The organism is Brevibacillus sp. HB2.2 (genome assembly GCF_013284275.1).
GTDB classification, from domain to species: domain Bacteria; phylum Bacillota; class Bacilli; order Brevibacillales; family Brevibacillaceae; genus Brevibacillus; species Brevibacillus brevis_D.
The window spans coordinates 73,809-93,311 of record NZ_JABSUV010000008.1 but is presented as its reverse complement, the minus strand read 5'-3'; the positions used below and the strand labels follow the sequence as shown (position 1 = coordinate 93,311).

Below are 19,503 nucleotides of genomic sequence, written 5' to 3'. Positions count from 1 at the left end.
TCATTGTACCACCAGCCGATCCTTTATCCGTGCAAACATCTTCTCGCCAATTCCCTCAATCTGTTTCAGGTCATCCGCTGAACGAAATGGCCCTTGTTTTGACCGGTAATCCACGATTGCCTTTGCACGAGCTTCTCCAATTCCGGGAAGGCTCATGAGCTCTTCGGTAGTTGCCGTGTTGAGGTTTATGACTGGAGAGGCACCAGTGGTGGATACGCTTGCAGCAGATTGTACAAGGCCAATGGATGCGGAGACTGGCACGGTTGCCCCTTTAGCCGGGATGACAAGAGCAGCTCCATCTGCGAGCGGCGCTGCCAAATTGATCTGGACCAGATCAGCATCAGGCAATGCTCCTCCTGCTTTTTCGATGGCAGTTGCGACACGCGTACCTGGTTCAAATTGGTATAAACCGGGGTTTTTCACTTGCCCTTTCACATCGACATAGAGAGGAGGGGGGAGTGGTTCCTTATTCTTATCTTTTTCCGGCGTTGCTTTTACCGGCTTGGCAGGTTGAGCAGCTATTGAATCATCTGTTCGTTCTTTTGTTTCAACATCTGATGCTGCATAAGCTGGAGTATGCAACGGTAGTTCGGCAGTCTTATGCGATTGGTCGCGTTGATAGAGCCAATAGCTACAACCGACAAACAGAACAGCTGCAGTCAGCAAGAGGATACGGCGATAACGCTCCCACCATTCCAACAACATAACAAAAAACCCTCCCGTCCTTCACGTAGCGATACGTTCATAGAGAGAACTTGTTCTCTATGAATGATGCTACGAAAAGTAAGAGAGGGTCTGCAAATCTATTTAGTCTGTTTTCGCTGTTAGCCGATATGCTGCAGCGAAGAATTTTTCTTGCGGCGAAGGTCTACATTCGGGCTGACATAAGGCTCAAAATTTTGCTTTTGCTCAATGAAGATTTGATGCCACAGCATGAAGACCAGGATCGTCCAGATTTTACGGCTGTAATCCGCATTGCCTTCACGGTGTTCATCGAGCATATAGAGCACATAGGCCTTATTGATCAAATTATCCACCTTGGATTCAAAAATGATCTCTTTTGCCCATTTGTAAAATTCGTTTTTGAGCCAATGACGAGTCGGAACAGGGAAGCCCAGCTTCTTTCTCGATTGGATCTCAGGTGGTAAGAAGTCTTTCATCGCTTCACGAAGCACGTGCTTGGTCGTGCCGTTGGCAATTTTGTACTTGGTTGGAATGGTAGCGGCGAATTCAAATACCTTCAGATCAATGAAAGGCACTCGCAACTCCAAAGAATTGGCCATTGTCATCTTGTCGGCCTTCATCAAAATGTTGCCTCTGAGCCAAGTGTGAATGTCCAAGTATTGCATCTTGGTCACATCATCATATTCGGAAGCGCGTTTGTAAATCTCTTCTGTAATGGTGAAAGGAGATACATACGATTCCGAACGGGTAATATCCTCCATGACGACGCGCTTTTTCATCTCTTCGCTGAAAATCAGCGCGTTTCCGAAGAAGCGCTGCTCAACCGTTTTCGACCCGCGGATGAGGAAGTTCTTTCCTTTTACCTGATCAGGGAGGCGTTCTGCCATGTATCCGATGGATTGGCGCATCCAGCCAGGCATTCCGGAAAACATTTTGAGAGAATGAGGCTCTCTGTAAATATTGTATCCGCCAAAAAATTCATCTGCACCTTCACCGGACAATACAACGGTTACGTGTTCACTCGCCATCTGTGCTACGAAATAGAGCAAGATGGCAGATGGGTCTGCTACCGGTTCGTCCTGATGCCAGATCAGTCTTGGCAATTCATCCATGTACTGCTTGGCGTTAATCACGCGCTCGAAATGCTCCGATCCCAAGTATGCTGCGGTTCGCTTCGCATAATCGAGCTCGCTATAACCAGGAATATCAGAGCCGACAGAAAAAGATTTGACTGGCTCGAACGTACGCAACATCCCAACGATACTGCTAGAGTCAACACCACTAGACAAGAAGGCTCCACGAGAAACTTCACTAATCCGGTGTTTGTCGACAGATTCAAGCATGACACTGCGCGTACCCTCAACAAAATAAGAGAACGGCTTGCTTTCATCAGGCTTGAATTCTACATCCCAATATCTTTCCAGCTTGATCTGGTCGTTTTCAACCACGAACGAGTGTGCAGGAGGTATACGGTAAATGCCAGCAAACATCGTTTCAGGATCAGGTACATATTGGAACGTCAAATAGTGATAAAAAGCGGTTGGATTCACTTCACGCTTGAAGCCTGGCAGCTCAAGCAAGCTTTTGAGCTCACTGGCAACCCCGATCGAATCATTCGTCTCAACATAGTAGAGAGGCTTGATTCCAAAATGGTCGCGTGCCCCAAACAGACGTTTTTTACGGGAGTCGTAGATCGTAAAGCCAAACATCCCGCGTAAATGCTTAGGTGCATCTGTTCCTACCTCTTCATAAAGGTGGAGGATGGTTTCAATATCAGAATCGGTGTGGAAAACGTGGCCGATGTCCTTTAACCATTGCTGTAGCTCTTTGTAATTGTAGATTTCGCCGTTACCAATAATCCAGATGTCACGTGTTTCGTTAAACAGCGGTTGATGTCCGCCTTCCACGTCAATGATGCTTAAACGACGAAAGCCCAGGGCGATGTTGTCTTCAAGGTGAAAACCATCGTCATCTGGACCACGGTGCAGGATGACACCCGTCATTGCACTAATCGCTTCTTGTTGAACAGGCTTTTGCCGCTTGTTATAGAGTGATACGATTCCGCACATAAGAAATGACTCTTCCTCTCACTGGATTGCTCCTGCTAACTCTATCATGTATCGACAATCAACGCAATCTCTTATGAATGCCAGTGATTGACCTCGAAAACACTGATTCTACAAGGGAATTAGCCTTTCTTCTTTTCTATTTTTGTCCCCATTCGGTTAGATATACTCCCTTAGGAGACCGTGAATCGTTCGACATCACGGTTCATGAAAGAACAGGACGGGGGAATTACAGTGTCAGTATGGATCGCAAGCCTAGCGATGATGATCGGCCTTATTCTGTCCGCCTATTTGCATCCTGCTTGGCTGCTGTTGGCTACAGGCTTATTATGGGGAGTTGTTGCATGTATCCCGTTACCATACCGCAAATGCGTTGCATGCTACTCACTGATTTCTATTCTAGCAGGTCTCTTTTTTTATGGGTACGAGAATCTCCACAGCTCTGAAGTGAAACCATTAGCAGAAAGGGAGCAGACCATCTGGATAGAAGGTGTCATTGATTCTCCTGTGAGACGGGACGGCGATGCAGCACGATTTTTTGTCAGGATAACATCCTGGGGTGAAAATGAGCGTGATCAGAACGAGCATTGGTCTCTCGAAAAAATCGCGCTTCGTGTTAAACTTGCCTCTTTCCAGGAAGCAAAACAAATAGAGCAGTGGAGACGTGGGAGTGTTATCGCGGCTCCGATCCGACTATCCTTACCAGCTCCTGCGCGCAATCCTCATGCCTTCGACTACGCCAGCTATTTGTATTGGCAAGGTGTCCATGTCACAGGGGAAACAAGCTATCAAGCGGTTGAGATGACACCTGCTTTTTCTGTTTGGGCGAGCTTTCAAGAATGGCAGGACTCGGGTGCAAGGCGAATTGAATCATTATTTACAGATCCAGAAACAGCGGGTTATATGAAGTCGCTCCTGCTTGGTCTTGGACAAGAGGTGAACCCCGAGCTTGCGGCGATGTATTCGAATTTGGGCTTAAGTCATATCCTCGCGATTTCCGGTTTGCATGTGACATTGGTCAGCTCTATGTTTATGTGGTGTTTGGAGCGGATTGGAATCAGACGCAGACTAGCATTTGTTGTAACGATTTTGTTCTTGATTGGGTATGTGCTTCTGGTGGGGGCCAGCGCGTCAGCGATCCGATCTGGACTGATGGGAAGTGTGGGGCTTCTCTGCCAGGTAGTTGGAAAGAAGTTGGATGGCAAAGACGTCTGGGCTGGGGCACTCATCCTAATGCTGCTGATGAATCCGTATCAGCTGTGGCATGTCGGTTTTCAGCTTTCTTTTGCGGTAACACTTGGTCTGATCATTTTTGTGCCATACAGCTTGCATGTATTTGTTCGGGTACCTGTCTGGATTCGTACACTGCTGGCGGTTACATTGTCAGCCCAGCTTGTTTCTTTTCCGTTTCTCATCTACCATTTTCATTTGTTTTCACCTGTGTCTTGGCTGGTCAATTTGGTAGTGACACCGATTCTCTCGGCCATAGCGCTACCATTCGGGTATATTGCCGTTGTCCTCGATTTCGTCCACCCGTTTTTGGCGGTGATTCCTGTTTGGTTATCGACGGCAATGCTGAAATGGATTCATCTTCCGCTGTTTGCTATTGAAAAAATGAGGCTGCCCTTTACCTATTGGCCGCATCCTTCGTGGTGGTGGCTTGCTTTGTATACCTGTTTTTTGGGTGCTCTGCCCATTTCATGGAGGTTGGGCTATCATCGAAAGCGTGATATAATGCTTACTTTCGTTATATTTCTTTCGTTCATTGTAGCGGCCAGACAGCCGTTTTCAGGAGTCGAAGAAGTTCGAATTACCTTCCTTGATGTCGGACAAGGGGATTCCATCGTTGTCGAAATTGGTGATCAGAAGGTATACTTAATGGATGCGGGTGGGACAATGCAGTTCCCAGCTGCTGAACCATGGATGGAAAAACGTGACCCATTTGAGGTGGGGAAAGACGTCGTTCTGCCGTTTCTGATGGCCAGAGGAATCGAGAAAATCGATCGTGTCATCATGACGCATGGCGATCTGGATCACATTGGGGGATTCAAATCGCTAGTTCCTCATTTTTCTTTTGGAGAGGTATTGGTGAATGGAACAGCACCTTCGAAATTGGAGGGTGAGATTGTCCAACTTTTCCAACAAGAAGGAGTTCCGATACTAACCGGGCTTCCGGGTCAATCATGGTCAGATGCACCAGGAATCGAGTGGAAGTGGCTGCACCCGGGTGAATCGACTTTTTCAGGAAATGATGCATCCGTAATACTCCAGCTGACTGCTTTCAACAAGACTGTATTGTTTACGGGTGACATTGAAAAGGATGGGGAAAGTCAGCTTGTTCAAAACGGTTTGACTTCTGTGGATGTTTTGAAAGTAGCCCATCATGGAAGCAATACCTCGAGTACCGAAGAGCTCCTTGCAGTCACAGCACCAAAAGCCGCTGTAATCTCTGCCGGGGTGAAAAATCGGTACGGGCATCCTTCGCCCGAAGTGCTGCATCGCCTAAAAAAATCGGGTTCCGCCGTGTACAGGACTGATGCTCATGGTGCGATTACGCTGGTTATTACACCTACCGGATTATATTGGCAGGCCCAAATATTGGATACATAATCTGTTTGCAACTTTTTCAATGAGCGAACCGTCTGTAGGGGGGAGAAGAGAATATGCATGAAGCAGAGTTGATCAGGATGGCGCAATCCGGGGATCATGACGCGCTAGTCGAACTGCTTCGATCTATTGAGACCTCCGTTTACCGAAGCGCTTATTATATTCTAGGGAACGAACAAGACGCGCTCGATGCCTCCCAGGAAGTCCTCATTCGAATTTATCGAAAGTTGGACACCTATCAGGAAAAAGCAAAGTTCTCTACCTGGGTACAACGCATTGTTAGCAACGTCTGTATGGATAAATTTCGCGCGAAAAAGGAAACGGTCTCAATTGACGAGCACGAGTTGATCATTCCTGATCGTAACAACGTAGAGGAAGAAATCCTTCTCACCGGGCTGTCGAATGACATCCAGGAAGCCATCGGAAGATTGCCAAAGCAATATCGAATGGTTGTAGTACTCCGCTATCTGGAGGATTTGTCTTATCAAGAAATAGCGGAGGCACTAGATTTGCCGCTTAACACGGTAAAGTCGTACTTATTTCGGGCTAGGCAACAGTTACAGGAGCTGTTGTACGACTACCAGAAAGGGGGGATCGGTTGATGACCAACGAAGAGATTTTTGAACTCATGCAGCGGGATTTGGATGGTGATTTGTCGGAGTCAGAGCAGCAACTACTCCATCGTTTGATCCAGAAAGATACTGACCTGCAGCTTATGTACAACCGTTTGAAAGATGTGTCACAACAATTAGAACATCTACCCCCTGTCGTACCTCCGATCAGCATCGTAGATTCTATCCTACCCAAGCTGGAGTCAGCCGCTGCAAAGCCTGCTGCGGTGAAATCTACGGTGAACGAGGAAATCCTGCCCACTCTGGAAGTTAAGCGTGAGTCGTCTTCGCTGCCGGAATCAAAAAAGTGGAAGCGGATGAAAGTGTGGATGGCTAGTCTTGGTAGTACAGCCGTCGCAGCCAGCTTAATGGTTGGCATGCTTTTCTCTGGCGGTGATGGTAAGAAGCAAGAAGTCGATTCGTTCCAGAACGGAACGGACATGACGCCAGCGGCCGTGGAACAACCTAAAACCCCCGGGCCAGATGCTCCCACTCCTCCAAGCAATAATCCAATATCATCGAATTCAAAAGAGGAAGAGGACAAGACGAAAAAGTCTACTAAATCGGCTACTCAGACGAAGAGTAAAAGGCCACCGGTAAAGAACGTTCAAAAGCAGACACCGCCACCGAAGAAAACGAATCCGCCACAGCCACCGAAGAAAGTGGTACCTCCACCGCCAGTAATGACAGATGATCAACCATCGGGCTGGCCGATCGGACTGGATGAGAATCCGGACAGAGAAGACAAAGAACCTGCTAATGACAAAAAGGACGACGACGGGGACAAGCAAGAGGAGAAAGACAAGGGAAAAAATAAAGAGAAGAAAAAAAATAAAGATAATGACTAACTTTTTTCCGCGTATGGACCGGCACCGCTTGCGGGGATTCTGCGTATAGTACATTATCAAGCACCCCCTGCTTACCGTTTGGGGAGGAGGAATCCCGGGGCTTTTCCCTAAACGTTTACATAGAGGTGCCAACGGATGAAAAAGCCGCTACCGATTCACTGGTGGCGGTTTTTTTTCGCTTTGCTCTCATCAACATGTGCTATAATAACGCAGGTAAGAAGAAGGAAAGGGGAGAAAACGTATGCCACTCCTATCGGCTATTCGCGAAATACGGCAAAAACAATTCTCGCCGATCTACGTCTTATACGGTCCGGAGTCTTTTCTGGCCGAAGATTTTTTGGCGTTGGCTCGTAAAGAAATGATTGATCCAGAATTTATGGATTTGAATATGAGCGTGTATGATTGCACCGAAACAGGATTGAGTGAAATTCTGCAGGATGCGGAAACCTTGCCGTTTATGGGCGAGCATCGATTGGTGATTGCCAGACAAGCCTACTTTTTAACAGGAAGTAAGCCTTCGACGAAGGTAGAAAGTGACCCAGATGCTCTGCTCGATTATTTGCAAAATCCGCCTCCCTACACCACGCTTATTCTACATACAGAAGCGGACAAGCTCGATGAACGAAAAAAGCTGGTTAAAACGTTGCAGCAAAAAGCGAAAGTGATCCCTTTTCCGTTGCTAAAAGACGGGGATTTATACGGATGGGTAGAGCGGCAAGCGGGTAAATACCAGGCGAAAATTGATCGTCAGCAGACCATGAAGCTTGTGGAGCGAGTAGGAGCCGAGCTGCGTCTACTGGACAAGGAAATTGAAAAGATGGCTCTGTTTGTCGGGGTGGGGGAAAGCATCACGGATGACGCCATTGAGCTGCTCGGAGCACGTACGCTGGAGCAGGATGTATTCGGGCTGATTGAACAGGTCGCTTCGGGGAGATTGGACAAGGCACTCAGGATGATGTACGACTGCATGAAAACAGGAGAGGAGCCGATCAAGCTGCTGGCTCTCTTGGCGAGACAGTTCCGCATGCTGTTGCATGTCAAGCAATTGGCCCCGCGTGGTTATTCACAACAACAAGTGGCAGGCATGATTAAAATGCATCCCTACGCAGTGAAAAAAGCAATGGAACAAGCGCGTCATTTTTCTGAGGAATCGTTAAAAAAACTGCTAGGTATCTTGGCCGAAGAAGATTTTCGGATGAAGTCAGGGCAAGTGGACAAGCGCCTCGCCCTCGAATTATTTATTGCACGTGCACATGACGAACGAACAAAACGGTCGTGACGATTTTTTATAGTAAAAAACCCCTAGAACAAGATGTTCACGGGGTTTTTTGGCGCTTGGTCTCTTACGCTACAGGAGCGCTCAGAACGTTAAGCTTTTTCATCAAACGAGACTTTTGACGGTTTGCTGCGTTTTTATGAATGAGACCTTTCGAAGCGGCCTTGTCCAGCTTTTTCACAGCCACCAGAAGAGTAGATTTCGCCAATGCTACATCGGAAGCTGCGACAGCTTTCTCAAAGTTCTTGATGGAAGTACGCAGATCAGACTTTTGAGAAGCGCGGTGTGCGCGACGCTTTTCGATTGTTTTGGTGCGTTTAATCGCGGATTTAATGTTTGGCATGTGTGTCACCTCCTTAATACGACCATAGACATACAGTCATACAACAAAGTAATTCTAGCATGGGGCGAACCCATTTGCAAGAAAGGATTCGGAATAAAAATGCAGGATTCAAGCAAGCTAGTAGCAGGAACAAAATGGTCAGTACTTTTTTCACTTCGGATCAAAGGAGCTGATGAACATGGCACATAACATTGACTTGTCTGGTTATTCCATTCGTACGGATCTGGCCTTGGAGGCCCACGAGCTTGCTCAGCAGCAAAACCAGAGTGATATTGAAGGCATTTGGCTGCAAGCTGACGATAGCGAGCCCAATGTGAAAGTAACGAGATTGCATGTGGAAACAGAGGAAGCGGGAAAGGAAATCGGCAAGCTCCCGGGGCATTACCTAACAATTGAAGTGCCCAAGCTGCGGGATAACGACACATCGATTGAGGAGCAGGTGGCCAAGCGATTTTCCGCTGAATTTGCGATGTTTCTCAAGCAACTGGGGATCACAGAGGACAAAAAGGCTCTCGTCGTTGGTCTGGGTAACTGGAATGTGACCCCCGATGCGCTTGGACCAATGGTTGTGGAAAATTTGTTGATTACACGCCATCTGTACACGCTGGCGCCTGAAACCGTTGGAGAAGGGTATCGGGAAGTCAGTGCGTTATCACCGGGCGTCCTTGGGATTACGGGTATAGAAACGAGTGAGATTATTTTTGGCGTCGTGGAAAAAAGCAAACCCGATTTTGTCATCTGTATCGATGCACTTGCGTCCCGCGCGCTGCACCGAGTCAACACGACGATTCAAATATCGGATACAGGGATTCATCCCGGATCAGGAGTCGGAAACAAGCGCAAAGCGATTGATCAGGAGACACTTGGTGTGCCTGTGATTGCGATAGGAGTCCCTACGGTCGTTTTTGCCTCCACGATTGTAAATGATGCGATTACATACTTGCTGGGGCATTTTGGACAATCCATGGTGGAGAGCAAGCGGGCGTTTAACAAATTGGCATTAAGTACGCTGCCAGAGCGTAAGGAACCGTATACCGAAGAGGATTTGCCTGACTTGGAATCCCGTAAGACATTCATGGGATTGGTAGGTTCACTGCCGGAAGAAGAGAAACGGCAACTGATTCATGAGGTCCTCCGGCCGCTTGGACAGGATCTGGTCGTCACGCCAAAAGAAATTGATGATTTTATTGAAGGCGTGGCGAATGTGATCGCAACAGGCCTGAATCGCGCCTTGCACAGTGCCGTAAATGAAGAAAATAGCGGCTCGTATACCCACTAAGTCTTGAAAAGCTAGAGTGAGAGAGAAAAGCTAGAAAAGGGTTCTATCGTCTCTATGAGCCTCATAAGCTAAAGCATAGACAAGCACGAGGGAAAGGGAAAGTTCTCCCGACGTGCAACCATGCTACAGCTAGAGGAGTGAGACTGATGGCGACCCTCATTCAACGCCAATTCGTTGTTCTTTCATTTATAACCGCGTTCCTGTTTATCATGACAGGAGTGCTTTCGCTCGGCGGGAACCGAATCGCAATTTCGTCCTCCGCCATTCAACAGGCCGCTTCTCATATTTCCAGTCTGGCGATTTTGGGATGGATGGGGCAGGAAATTCCGGTTTTGTCCGAAACCGTGCAAGCACAGGCTGATGATCGCACGAATAGCGTAACAGGTTTTCTCTTTCGCTTGGCAACCAATATACAGCCGGGAGACTTGCGCAGCTTGCTAGGCAGGGAGCTGCCTGGGATGGTGACGACAGAGGATGCCAGATTTGTCGTACAGGGAAAGGGAGCTTCTCTCGCAGATTTTTATTTGGAGTATCCCGCCCATCCAAAACAGGTAGCAGATCAATCGCAAGTAGTTCCAATCGTAGAGCCAAAGCCGGAGGATACCACCAAGTCAGGTGAAGCAAAGCCAGCTCCTGTGCCCAATTCAATCACGGACGGTAAAAAAATCGTCTACATTTATAACTCGCACAACCGGGAATCGTGGTTTAGTGAGACGAAGTCAGTGGGAACCTCAGTCGATCATCCTACGAGAAATATATCGTTAATCAGCAAGTACTTATCAGAAGCGTTGAATGACAGAGGGATTGGTTCCGATGTGAGCACCGACGACATCTATCAACAGCTTTTGAACAAAAAAATGCATTACTCCTTTTCCTACGCGGAATCTTTGCAAGTGGTCAAAGCGGCAACAGAGAAAAACAAGGAACTGTACTACTTTTTCGATCTGCATCGAGACACAGCCCCACGAGAGCGTACGACGGTTACGATCAAAGGAAAAACGTATGGAAGAGTATTGTTCGTCATCGGAAAAAGAAACAAAAGCTACGAGAAAAATGAGGCGTTTGCAACAGAGCTGCATGAGTTGATGGAAAAAATGTACCCAGAGCTTTCGCGTGGCGTGATGGAAAAAGGCGCAAAAACGGATCATGGCGAGTATAATCAGTCACTCTCCCCGGGAAGCCTGTTAATAGAAATAGGTGGTACGGAAAACAGCGTGCAGGAAAGCAGGAATACGGCAGAAGCATTGGCAGATGTTTTCGCAGCCTATTATCAGCAAGCTGAAAAGGTAGGCAAACCAGTTTCTGACGAGCCTGCAAAGAGGTGACGGACATGAACGTGACGATGAAGCTAACTGGACTGTTAATCATCTTGCTGGTCGGGGTAGTTTTGGGATTGCAAACGGCTGAGCGTGGAATATCCAAGGTGAGCGGGGTGCCAGAGGGGCAGGCGCAAACCTTTTCCATCAAAAAAGTGGATCAAGGACAAGTAGAGATCGCGGTAATGGGCAAGCAGGTTCAGACTGCCAACCCGAAGGAAATAGTCAACTATGTCAGTCGGATCGGTTTGACTTTGGGTGGAAGCATTAAAAGTGGAGCGCAGAGTTTTGTCGATTGGGTAGGGAGTTTTTTTGAACCGTGAAAATGGTTTACGCGCAAAAAGAAGGGGTGCAGAAAGCCCCAGTGACAAAAGACCCGTACAGGCGGGTCTTTTGCATGTGACCACTGATGCTTCATGCGATCTGCTTAAACAGTGCAAGTGAGGCTATATCAACAATGAAAGGGCTATCATAAAATTCTATTACATAAGTTTCAAGCGCGAGTTAAATATTCTTTTTAGTCAGTAAAAAGGTAATAGTTAGAATTTATTGTGTTGCGAAAAAATTGAATAAATGACATAATGTCTATGGATAGGTCTATTTTGGAAGTATATTTCGGTGAGAGAGGTGAGCCACGTGTCACATCCTGTCCTACAAATCGAAAACCTGCAAACGCACTTTTTCACGGACCGCGGCCAAATCCCTGCCGTTGATGGCGTGACGATCACGGTACAAAAAGGAGAAGTAGTCGGTATCGTAGGCGAATCCGGCTGCGGAAAGAGCGTTACCTCCCTTTCCGTCATGAAGCTAGTACCCAATCCCCCAGGGAGAATCGTGGGAGGTTCGATTAAATTCAAGGGGGAGGATCTCGTATCTGTCGACGAAAAGCGAATGAGAGACATCCGCGGAAATGAAATTGCGATGATCTTTCAGGAGCCGATGACGTCTTTAAATCCGGTGTTTACGATTGGAGACCAGATAGGAGAATCAGTCCGATTACATACGAAAGCGAGCAAAAAGGACGCAAGAGCACGTGCGATTGAGATGTTGAAAAAAGTCGGAATTCCTCGAGCGGACGCGATTGTCGATGAATACCCGCACCAGCTTTCTGGAGGTATGAGGCAGCGTGTCATGATTGCGATGGCAATGGCTTGTAATCCAGCGCTTTTGATTGCAGACGAGCCTACTACTGCGCTCGATGTGACGATTCAAGCGCAGATATTGGACCTGATGCGCCAACTCAACCGGGAAGCTGACACATCCATTCTCCTCATTACCCACGATCTTGGGGTCGTTGCGGAAATGTGTCACCGTGTCGTGGTGATGTACGCAGGCAACGTGATTGAACAAGGCGATGTTCGTACGATCTTAAAAAATCCGAAGCATCCTTATACGATCGGCTTGTTGAATTCGTTGCCGAAGCTGGAAGGATCACAGGAGCGTCTCTATTCGATTCCAGGCAACGTCCCGATCCCGGGTTCGCTTACTGTCGGATGCCGTTTTGCACCTAGATGCGATAAAGTTTCAGACCGATGCCGCAGTGAGATGCCAGATTTAAAAGTGGTAGGGGACAATCACCTTTCCCGCTGCTGGCTGACCGAATAACCCGAGAGGAGCATGCAGGTGGCTGAAGATCTTCTGGTTGTAAAAAATTTGAAAAAGTACTATCCAATCACAGGCGGTGTTCTTGGAGGGGAAGTAGGTGTAGTAAAGGCGGTAGATGACGTTTCGTTTACCGTTAAGAGTGGCGAAACCTTGGGGCTGGTAGGTGAGAGTGGCTGTGGAAAGTCCACTACGGGGCGTTCCTTGCTGCGACTGATTGAACCGACCTCCGGTGAAATCAACTTTGACGGGACAGATGTCATGTCACTTTCCACAGATGCAATGAGAAAGATGAGACGTGACATGCAAATTGTCTTTCAGGATCCATTTGCTTCGCTTAACCCTAGACATAATATTGAGAAGATTTTGGAAGAACCTTTGATTGTACATGGCTTGGGTTCTTCGGCAGAGCGAAAAAAGCGCGTGCAGGAAATGCTGGAGATCGTTGGTCTGAGCAGCTATCACGCGAGCCGCTATCCGCATCAATTCAGTGGAGGACAGAGGCAGCGGATCGGTATTGCGAGAGCGCTGATGCTCAAACCCAAATTGATCGTTGCGGATGAGCCTGTGTCTGCATTAGACGTGTCCATTCAGTCGCAGGTGCTCAACCTCATGCAGGATTTGCAACGCGAATTCGGCCTTACATACTTGTTCATTGCCCACGATTTGAGCGTAGTGCGTCATATCAGTGATCGAGTTGGCGTGATGTACCTTGGCAGAATTGTCGAGCTGACGACGAGTAGCCAGTTGTATTCCAATCCGCTCCATCCGTACACGAAAGCATTACTTTCGGCTGTACCTTCGCCAGACCCTGATGCCGTACGAGAAAGAGTGATCCTCCAGGGAGATGTACCGAGCCCTGCAAAACCTCCAAGTGGCTGTACATTCCATACGAGGTGTCCCCATGTGACAGAGGAGTGTCGTACTGTGCGCCCAGAATTTGCGGATACAGGCGATGGTCACTTTGTTGCTTGTCACTTATACAAGTCCTAATCGACAAAAGGGAGTTTGCCTGCCGAATAGGAAGTCTTGTAAAGGGGGGATGCAAAGCAGGAGGTATTGTATCGGCCATTTACCAAAAAGGAACATGCGACTAATAGTAGAAAAAGGGGGATGTTTTCATGAAGAAGAGAGTTCTCTCCGCAACCATGACCAGCTTAGTGGCGCTGGCCATGCTGATTGCTGGATGCTCTAGCACTTCTACGACACAAGCGCCGGCAGAACAAGCAAAGACAGAAACTCCGGCACCTGCAACTGAGCCTGCAAAAACTGGACCGAAGCAATTAATCATCGGTCGTGGTGCAGACACAAAAGGGCTTGACCCAATTACGCAAACAGATGGTGAGACATTTAAGGTAACCGAGAACATTATGGATACATTGATTGGCTTCGCGGATGGCTCAACAGAGCTCGCTCCATCGTTGGCCGAGAAATGGGAAGTGACTCCTGATGGTCTCGTTTATACGCTGAAACTGAGATCAGGCGTGAAATTCCACGATGGAACTGATTTCAATGCAGAGGCGGTTAAATACAACTTCGAGCGCTGGAGCGACAAGAGCCATCCACAGCATTCACCAGAGGGCTACGAGTACTACGTGAGCCAGTTTGGTGGGTACAAGGGTGACGCGACTCACATTATCAAATCTGTAGAAGCAGTCGATCCGACCACTGTAAAATTCACGTTGAATCGTCCATTGGCTCCATTCCTCGCCAACCTGGCAATGTCTCCTTTCGCGATTGGTTCGCCTGAGGCATTGAAAAAGGATGTTAAGAAATTCAATGAGCACCCAATCGGTACAGGACCTTTCAAATTCGTAGAGTGGAAGCGCAACGACACGATCACACTTGAGAAAAACCCTGATTACTGGAGCCCAGGATATCCGAAGCTCGATAAACTTGTGTTCAAGGTCATTCCGGAAAACACGGCACGTCTGACTGCTTTGGCATCTGGTGAGATTGACTTGATGGATGGTCTGAACACAGATGATATCCCAGCAGTAAAAGACAACAAAGACCTGCAACTCTTCCTGCGTCCTACTAATAACATCGGATACATCGGCTTCAACGTAGAGAAGAAGCCACTCGACAATCCAAAGGTTCGTGAAGCCATTGCTTATGCGATTAACAAACCTGAAATCGTAACAGCCTTCTTCGATGGGGTTGGAGAACCAGCAGTCAACCCAATGCCAAAAACGATGTGGGGACATAACAACGATATTAAAGATCGTGAGTTCAACCTCGATAAAGCAAAACAATTGCTGGCCGAAGCAGGACATCCAAACGGCTTTAAAATTAAGTTTTGGGCAATGCCAGTTCCACGTCCGTACATGCCAGAAGGTGTGAAGATTGCAGAAGCAATCCAGCAAGACCTGAAGAAAATCGGGGTTGATGCTGAGATCGTGACGATGGAATGGGCAACGTATTTGGAAAAGACCCGTTTGGGTGAGCAAGAAATGTTCATGCTTGGTTGGACAGGTGACAATGGCGACCCTGACAACTTCTTGGCTGTCTTGCTCGACAAAAACAACATCGGAAGTAACAACTATACACGCTGGGCAAACGAAGAAGCACATCAATTGATGATGAAAGCACAGTCCACCCCAGACCAAGCAGAGCGCGAAAAAATGTACAAAAAAGTACAAGAGATCATTTTCAAAGATGTGCCAATGGTTCCGCTGGCACACTCCACACCAGCATTGGCAGGAAAAGCGAATATCGTAGACTACAACCCGCATCCAAAAGGATCTGAAAGTTTGGAAAAGGTAGACTTCAAGTAAGCTGATTCATCGGAAAAGGGTAAGAGGAGTGCATACCTCTTCTTACCCTCCTTTCATTCATTTAGCCATTATTTTATGCAGGAAGGCGAGGAGATGGCATTGCTAGCTTACAGCATTCGAAGAATTTTAATGCTCATTCCTGTCTTAGTGGGCATGTCAATCATCGTTTTTTCCATTATTCGTGCCATCCCTGGTGATCCGGCTTTGACGATTTTGGGAGAAAAGGCAACACCACAAGCGATTGCAGACATACGAGAAGCTTTGGGATTGAATAATCCGTGGTACATACAGTATTTCGATTATATGAAAAATATTTTGAGTGGAAATCTTGGGGAATCATTGCAAACGAATGCGCCGATTTCAGATGAAATCATGCCTTATTTGGCGGCGACGACTGAACTTACAATTGTGAGCATGCTGATTGCGGTGTTTATCGGTGTAAATGCAGGGATTCTTTCTGCGTGGAAGCAAAACTCCTGGTTTGACTACTGTGCGATGTTGATCGCTTTGGTTGGTGTATCCATGCCGATTTTTTGGCTAGGTTTGATGGAGCAATGGGTGTTTGCCCAAGAACTGAAATGGCTGCCATCAGTTGGTCGCGACAATTCGCGTAATCCCATAGAGGCTATTACGCACTTTTATATACTGGATACGATGATGGCTGGTCGTTGGGATCAGCTATGGGAAGTTATCAAGCATTTGATCCTGCCGGGAATCGCGTTAGGTACGATCCCGATGGCGATCATTGCACGTATCACTCGTTCGAGCATGCTGGAAGTCATGCGTGCCGACTATGTCAGAACCGCTCGCGCAAAAGGGCTGACACAGTTTTGGGTCGTGTACAAGCATGCGCTGAAAAATGCCCTGATCCCTGTCTTGACGGTAATTGGTTTGCAAACAGGGTTGTTGTTGGGTGGAGCAGTTTTGACAGAGACGATCTTTGGATGGCCAGGAGTTGGTCGCTATATTGTGACCGCCATTGGAAACCGTGACTATCCGGTTATCCAATCCGGTATCCTTGTAATCGCGACGATTTTCGTCCTGATCAATCTCTTGGTCGACCTTCTGTACGCCTATATCGATCCGCGCATCAAATATCGCTAAGGAGGGACGAAGAGACATGGCACAACCACAATTACAACCACAATTACAACCACAAGATCAGGTAGTACCTTTAAAAGTGAAGCATGAAGAAGTAGTCTCTCCTTGGAAGGATGCATGGAGGACACTGCGAAAAAACAAGCTGGCGTTGGTGGGCTTCGGGATCATTTTGTTTTTCATTGTTGTGGCGGTACTAGCTCCATGGATTGCTCCGTATCCGTACGACAAAGGCGAGCTCGTGATGAAAAACAAGCCACCTTCTGAAGCGCATTGGTTTGGAACAGATTACAATGGTCGTGATGTCTTTAGTCGCGTTATTTATGGGGCACAAATCTCCTTGTGGGTAGGGACGTTCTCTGTCATTGGCTCCGTTCTCGTAGGGACCTTGCTTGGTCTTTTGGCAGGATACTATGGCAGATGGATCGATACGATCATTTCGCGTCTCTTTGATATTATGCTTGCCTTTCCGAGTATTCTTTTGGCAATCGCTGTCGTTGCCATCTTGGGGCCATCTTTGCAAAACGCCTTGATTGCCATTGCGATTATTAACATTCCGACATTTGGGCGGTTAGTACGCGCCCGTGTATTGAGCTTAAAGGAAGAGGAATTCGTCATGGCCGCACGGGCAATCGGAATGAAAAATTCCCGGATTATCATGCAGCATATTTTGCCGAACAGCCTCGCACCCATCATTGTGACCGGGACGATGGGGATCGCAACAGCAATTATTGAAGCAGCTGCACTTGGCTTTCTCGGACTGGGAGCACAAGCGCCAGAACCAGAATGGGGAAAAATGCTCGCTGATTCACGTCAGTACATTCAGAAAGCACCATGGACCGTTATTTTTCCAGGGCTCTCTATTATGCTGACAGTTCTCGGCTTTAACTTAATTGGGGACGGCTTGCGTGATGCACTCGACCCGCGGATGAAGAGCTAGTCCAATCACAAAAAGACAGAAGGGAATGGAGATACCATCCTTCTGTCTTTTCTTATTTACCCTTCTTCCATGAAGGTGCGGCACAACTGATTGAGTGCAGGTGCAGCTTTCGTAATGACTTGATGCTTTACGTTTGGGATTATTTCAAGTCTTGCCTTTGGCAATTTCATTGTCAGCATTTGCGCATAATGATGAATACGTTTATCTTGTCCGCCATAGGCAAGTAAAATCGGAAGCTGGATGTTGCCCAGGCGCTCTGTACATTGATAGCGGTGTCCGGCAGTATAAAGGTATTTTAAGCTGGTGGGATCTGTTTTGGAGGCGTGCGCCGTCCATTTTTCCCGCATTTCTGGGCTATTGACATGTGAGGAGGCAATGGAACGGGCAAGAAGAGGGACTCCGTGAAGCATCGACAACGCTCGTGCCATCCAAAATCGTCCATGCAAATACAGGTCATTCACTTCGGAAAAACCGCTCACGAGTATACCTCCTCGCGCATGATCAGGATAACGAAGGCAATATTCAAGGGCGATAGAAGCACCTTGGGAGTACCCCAAAATAAAGGGACGCTCAATGCCGAGAGACGGGATCAGCTTATGGAGTCGTTCTGCCAATTCCCCAATAGAATAGGGCTTCTCCATGGGCGAACTGTCACCATGTCCGGGCAAATCAGGGACAATGAGTTGATAAGTATCTGCGAGTGTTTGCTGATAAACAAAATTGATAGAGCCGATGCATGGCGCATGGATACACAATAACGGCTGGCCTTTCCCCGATATGTGAAAAGCAAACTGCTTGCCATCCTGATGGACGAGTATTTGTTCCATTTTCGTTTTCACCCCACCCTTAGGTTGTCCGATCCGAAGTAGATTTTGCAATTGAACTCTTCTTTTTTTGATGGGGAAGTGGTATTCTCGCAATAGAATAATTGGTGAAAGCAGGGTGAAGAAGTTGTTTCAAGAGCGCATTTCGAAGCTCCACACGTTTTTGACAGAGCAAGAGCTGAACGCGGTGTTGATTACCTCTCCCAAGCACGTCTACTATTTGACCGGATTTTTTACTGACCCGCATGAACGTTTTATGGGTCTTGTTATTCCTGCTGAAGGAAAGCCTTCCTTAATTGTACCTGCTCTTGATCGTGAGGCAGCAGCAGAGGCTTCGTTCGTTCAAGATATCCATACACATACGGATATCCAAAACCCGTATGAAATCCTCAAGCAAGTGTTGCCAGCGAACTTGGCGAAGCTCGGCATTGAAAAAAGTCATATGACTGTCGAGCGCTATGAAGCACTTGGACAAGTTGTTCTGGCGTCGAGCTATGTGGACGTGGAAGAGCCACTGCGTGAAATGCGTTTGATCAAATCTCCGGATGAAGTGGATCGTCTGAAGCATGCTGTTCAGTTGGTCGAAGATTCCTTGCGGGAGACCCTGAAAAAAGTCAAGACAGGCATGACCGAGACAGAAATCGTAGCTGAGCTGGAATTCCAGATGAAGCGCTTGGGCGCAGAAGGTCCATCCTTTACGTCCATGGTATTGGCAGGGGAGAAGTCCGCTTTGCCACATGGGAAGCCAGGAACGCGCCAGGTGCAAGAAGGCGACTTGCTTTTGTTTGATATCGGGGTAGCTGCGAACGGATATGTATCCGATATTACTCGTACCTTTGCTGTTGGCGAGATCAGTGCCCAGCTACAAGAAATTTACGAGACAGTTTTGGCTGCCAACGAAGCGGCAATTGCTGAGATTCGTCCGGGTGTGAGCTTTGCGCATTTGGATAAAACCGCTCGCGATGTTATCACCGCAAAAGGCTACGGAGAATACTTCATGCACCGCCTTGGGCATGGACTAGGGATGGATGTACATGAATATCCGTCTGTTCACAGCCAGAACCAAGAAGTGCTTCGTCCAGGAATGGTCTTTACCATCGAGCCGGGCATCTATTTGCCAGGAGTAGGCGGCGTGCGAATTGAAGACGATGTCTTGGTTACGGAAACAGGCGTTGAAATACTCACGCAGTTCCCGAAAAAACTAACTTCTATCAACCAATGAAGAAGTTGGA

17 protein-coding genes are annotated in these 19,503 nt (G+C 47.6%); 13 read left to right on the top strand and 4 right to left on the bottom strand.

Annotation, left to right across the window (positions count from 1 at the left end):
- Both HP401_RS07735 and asnB read right to left on the bottom strand, forming a co-directional pair.
- A complete protein-coding gene (locus tag HP401_RS07735; protein WP_173604632.1) occupies positions 1-705 on the bottom strand; it encodes a helix-hairpin-helix domain-containing protein in 705 nt (234 codons plus the stop codon).
- Positions 706-824: 119 nt separating this feature from the next.
- The gene (gene asnB, locus HP401_RS07730) at positions 825-2,753 is read right to left on the bottom strand and encodes an asparagine synthase (glutamine-hydrolyzing) (RefSeq protein WP_173604631.1); all 1,929 of its coding nucleotides are present in this window, start codon (positions 2,751-2,753) and stop codon (positions 825-827) included.
- A gap of 204 nt (positions 2,754-2,957) precedes the next feature.
- Here asnB and HP401_RS07725 point away from each other — a divergent pair, with 204 nt between their 5' ends.
- The 4 genes from HP401_RS07725 to holA all read left to right on the top strand — a co-directional run bounded on the left by HP401_RS07725 (position 2,958) and on the right by holA (position 8,095).
- A complete protein-coding gene (locus tag HP401_RS07725; protein ID WP_173604691.1) occupies positions 2,958-5,360 on the top strand; it encodes a DNA internalization-related competence protein ComEC/Rec2 in 2,403 nt (800 codons plus the stop codon).
- Positions 5,361-5,413: 53 nt separating this feature from the next.
- A complete protein-coding gene (locus tag HP401_RS07720; RefSeq protein ID WP_012685711.1) occupies positions 5,414-5,959 on the top strand; it encodes an RNA polymerase sigma factor in 546 nt (181 codons plus the stop codon).
- Positions 5,959-6,816 (top strand): anti-sigma factor family protein, encoded by an 858-nt coding sequence (locus HP401_RS07715; RefSeq protein ID WP_173604630.1) that lies wholly within the window; start codon positions 5,959-5,961, stop codon positions 6,814-6,816. Before HP401_RS07720 ends, HP401_RS07715 begins: the two co-directional genes overlap by 1 nt.
- A gap of 241 nt (positions 6,817-7,057) precedes the next feature.
- Complete coding sequence (gene holA, locus HP401_RS07710; protein WP_173604629.1) at positions 7,058-8,095, top strand: DNA polymerase III subunit delta; 1,038 nt, start codon at positions 7,058-7,060, stop codon at positions 8,093-8,095.
- Between the two features lie 64 nt (positions 8,096-8,159).
- On the opposite strand, the gene rpsT is transcribed toward holA, so the two are convergent.
- Complete coding sequence (gene rpsT, locus HP401_RS07705) at positions 8,160-8,435, bottom strand: 30S ribosomal protein S20 (RefSeq protein ID WP_012685714.1); 276 nt, start codon at positions 8,433-8,435, stop codon at positions 8,160-8,162.
- A 178-nt stretch (positions 8,436-8,613) separates the two neighbouring features.
- Between rpsT and gpr the strand changes: the two genes are divergently transcribed.
- From gpr to HP401_RS07665, 8 genes are all read left to right on the top strand, one after another.
- Complete coding sequence (gene gpr / locus HP401_RS07700; RefSeq protein ID WP_064200857.1) at positions 8,614-9,714, top strand: GPR endopeptidase; 1,101 nt, start codon at positions 8,614-8,616, stop codon at positions 9,712-9,714.
- A gap of 146 nt (positions 9,715-9,860) precedes the next feature.
- Positions 9,861-11,039 carry a stage II sporulation protein P gene (spoIIP, locus tag HP401_RS07695; RefSeq protein ID WP_173604628.1) on the top strand — a complete coding sequence of 393 codons (1,179 nt, stop codon included), beginning with the start codon at positions 9,861-9,863 and terminating at the stop codon, positions 11,037-11,039.
- Between the two features lie 5 nt (positions 11,040-11,044).
- Complete coding sequence (locus HP401_RS07690) at positions 11,045-11,353, top strand: YqxA family protein (protein WP_173604627.1); 309 nt, start codon at positions 11,045-11,047, stop codon at positions 11,351-11,353.
- Between the two features lie 313 nt (positions 11,354-11,666).
- Complete coding sequence (locus HP401_RS07685) at positions 11,667-12,635, top strand: ABC transporter ATP-binding protein (RefSeq protein WP_064200858.1); 969 nt, start codon at positions 11,667-11,669, stop codon at positions 12,633-12,635.
- 18 nt (positions 12,636-12,653) lie between these two features.
- On the top strand, positions 12,654-13,625 hold the full coding sequence (locus tag HP401_RS07680; RefSeq protein ID WP_087349517.1) for an ABC transporter ATP-binding protein: 972 nt from the start codon (positions 12,654-12,656) through the stop codon (positions 13,623-13,625).
- A 128-nt stretch (positions 13,626-13,753) separates the two neighbouring features.
- Entirely contained in the window at positions 13,754-15,409 is a 1,656-nt protein-coding gene (locus tag HP401_RS07675; protein ID WP_173604625.1) for an ABC transporter substrate-binding protein, read from the top strand.
- 93 nt (positions 15,410-15,502) lie between these two features.
- Entirely contained in the window at positions 15,503-16,513 is a 1,011-nt protein-coding gene (locus HP401_RS07670; RefSeq protein ID WP_041749357.1) for an ABC transporter permease, read from the top strand.
- A 16-nt stretch (positions 16,514-16,529) separates the two neighbouring features.
- Complete coding sequence (locus HP401_RS07665; RefSeq protein WP_173604624.1) at positions 16,530-17,447, top strand: ABC transporter permease; 918 nt, start codon at positions 16,530-16,532, stop codon at positions 17,445-17,447.
- 56 nt (positions 17,448-17,503) lie between these two features.
- Here HP401_RS07665 and HP401_RS07660 read toward each other — a convergent pair whose 3' ends face one another.
- On the bottom strand, positions 17,504-18,274 hold the full coding sequence (locus HP401_RS07660; protein WP_173604623.1) for an alpha/beta fold hydrolase: 771 nt from the start codon (positions 18,272-18,274) through the stop codon (positions 17,504-17,506).
- A 124-nt stretch (positions 18,275-18,398) separates the two neighbouring features.
- On the opposite strand from HP401_RS07660, the gene HP401_RS07655 reads away from it, so the two are divergent.
- A complete protein-coding gene (locus tag HP401_RS07655) occupies positions 18,399-19,493 on the top strand; it encodes a M24 family metallopeptidase (RefSeq protein ID WP_254457031.1) in 1,095 nt (364 codons plus the stop codon).
- The last annotated feature ends 10 nt before the right edge of the window (positions 19,494-19,503 follow it).

Coding starts and splice junctions, on each gene's coding strand:
- HP401_RS07735 (WP_173604632.1), bottom strand. CDS start 705: ATGTTGTTGGAATGGTGGGAGCGTTATCGCCGTATCCTCTTGCTGACT.
- asnB (WP_173604631.1), bottom strand. CDS start 2,753: ATGTGCGGAATCGTATCACTCTATAACAAGCGGCAAAAGCCTGTTCAA.
- HP401_RS07725 (WP_173604691.1), top strand. CDS start 2,958: ATGAAAGAACAGGACGGGGGAATTACAGTGTCAGTATGGATCGCAAGC.
- HP401_RS07720 (WP_012685711.1), top strand. CDS start 5,414: ATGCATGAAGCAGAGTTGATCAGGATGGCGCAATCCGGGGATCATGAC.
- HP401_RS07715 (WP_173604630.1), top strand. CDS start 5,959: ATGACCAACGAAGAGATTTTTGAACTCATGCAGCGGGATTTGGATGGT.
- holA (WP_173604629.1), top strand. CDS start 7,058: ATGCCACTCCTATCGGCTATTCGCGAAATACGGCAAAAACAATTCTCG.
- rpsT (WP_012685714.1), bottom strand. CDS start 8,435: ATGCCAAACATTAAATCCGCGATTAAACGCACCAAAACAATCGAAAAG.
- gpr (WP_064200857.1), top strand. CDS start 8,614: ATGGCACATAACATTGACTTGTCTGGTTATTCCATTCGTACGGATCTG.
- spoIIP (WP_173604628.1), top strand. CDS start 9,861: ATGGCGACCCTCATTCAACGCCAATTCGTTGTTCTTTCATTTATAACC.
- HP401_RS07690 (WP_173604627.1), top strand. CDS start 11,045: ATGAACGTGACGATGAAGCTAACTGGACTGTTAATCATCTTGCTGGTC.
- HP401_RS07675 (WP_173604625.1), top strand. CDS start 13,754: ATGAAGAAGAGAGTTCTCTCCGCAACCATGACCAGCTTAGTGGCGCTG.
- HP401_RS07670 (WP_041749357.1), top strand. CDS start 15,503: ATGGCATTGCTAGCTTACAGCATTCGAAGAATTTTAATGCTCATTCCT.
- HP401_RS07665 (WP_173604624.1), top strand. CDS start 16,530: ATGGCACAACCACAATTACAACCACAATTACAACCACAAGATCAGGTA.
- HP401_RS07660 (WP_173604623.1), bottom strand. CDS start 18,274: ATGGAACAAATACTCGTCCATCAGGATGGCAAGCAGTTTGCTTTTCAC.